Genomic DNA, 225 nt, shown 5'->3' on the forward strand with positions numbered 1-225 from the left:
CGATGGCCACCGGGGTATTGCCCTGGCCGAACACCGGAAAGAAATAGCCCAGGGTGCTGAACAGCAGGACGAAGTAGCCGACGTTGCCCAGCCAGGCGCTGATCCAGTAGCCCCAGGCGGACGAGAAACCCATGTAGTCGCCGAATCCGGCCTTGGCGTAGGCATATACACCACCGTCCAGATCAGGTTTGCGATTGGCCAGGGTCTGGAAGACAAATGCCAGGG

1 protein-coding gene is annotated in these 225 nt (G+C 60.4%); it reads right to left on the reverse strand.

Annotation, left to right across the window (positions count from 1 at the left end; all coding sequences use genetic code 11):
• Nucleotides 1–225, reverse strand: a 225-nt coding sequence (locus J5M73_RS31775) for an amino acid permease (RefSeq protein ID WP_207817085.1), incomplete at both ends; no start/stop codon positions are given.

This window comes from Pseudomonas sp. 50_B, from assembly GCF_017491625.1.
In the GTDB taxonomy this organism is placed as follows: Bacteria; Pseudomonadota; Gammaproteobacteria; order Pseudomonadales; family Pseudomonadaceae; genus Aquipseudomonas; species Aquipseudomonas danubii.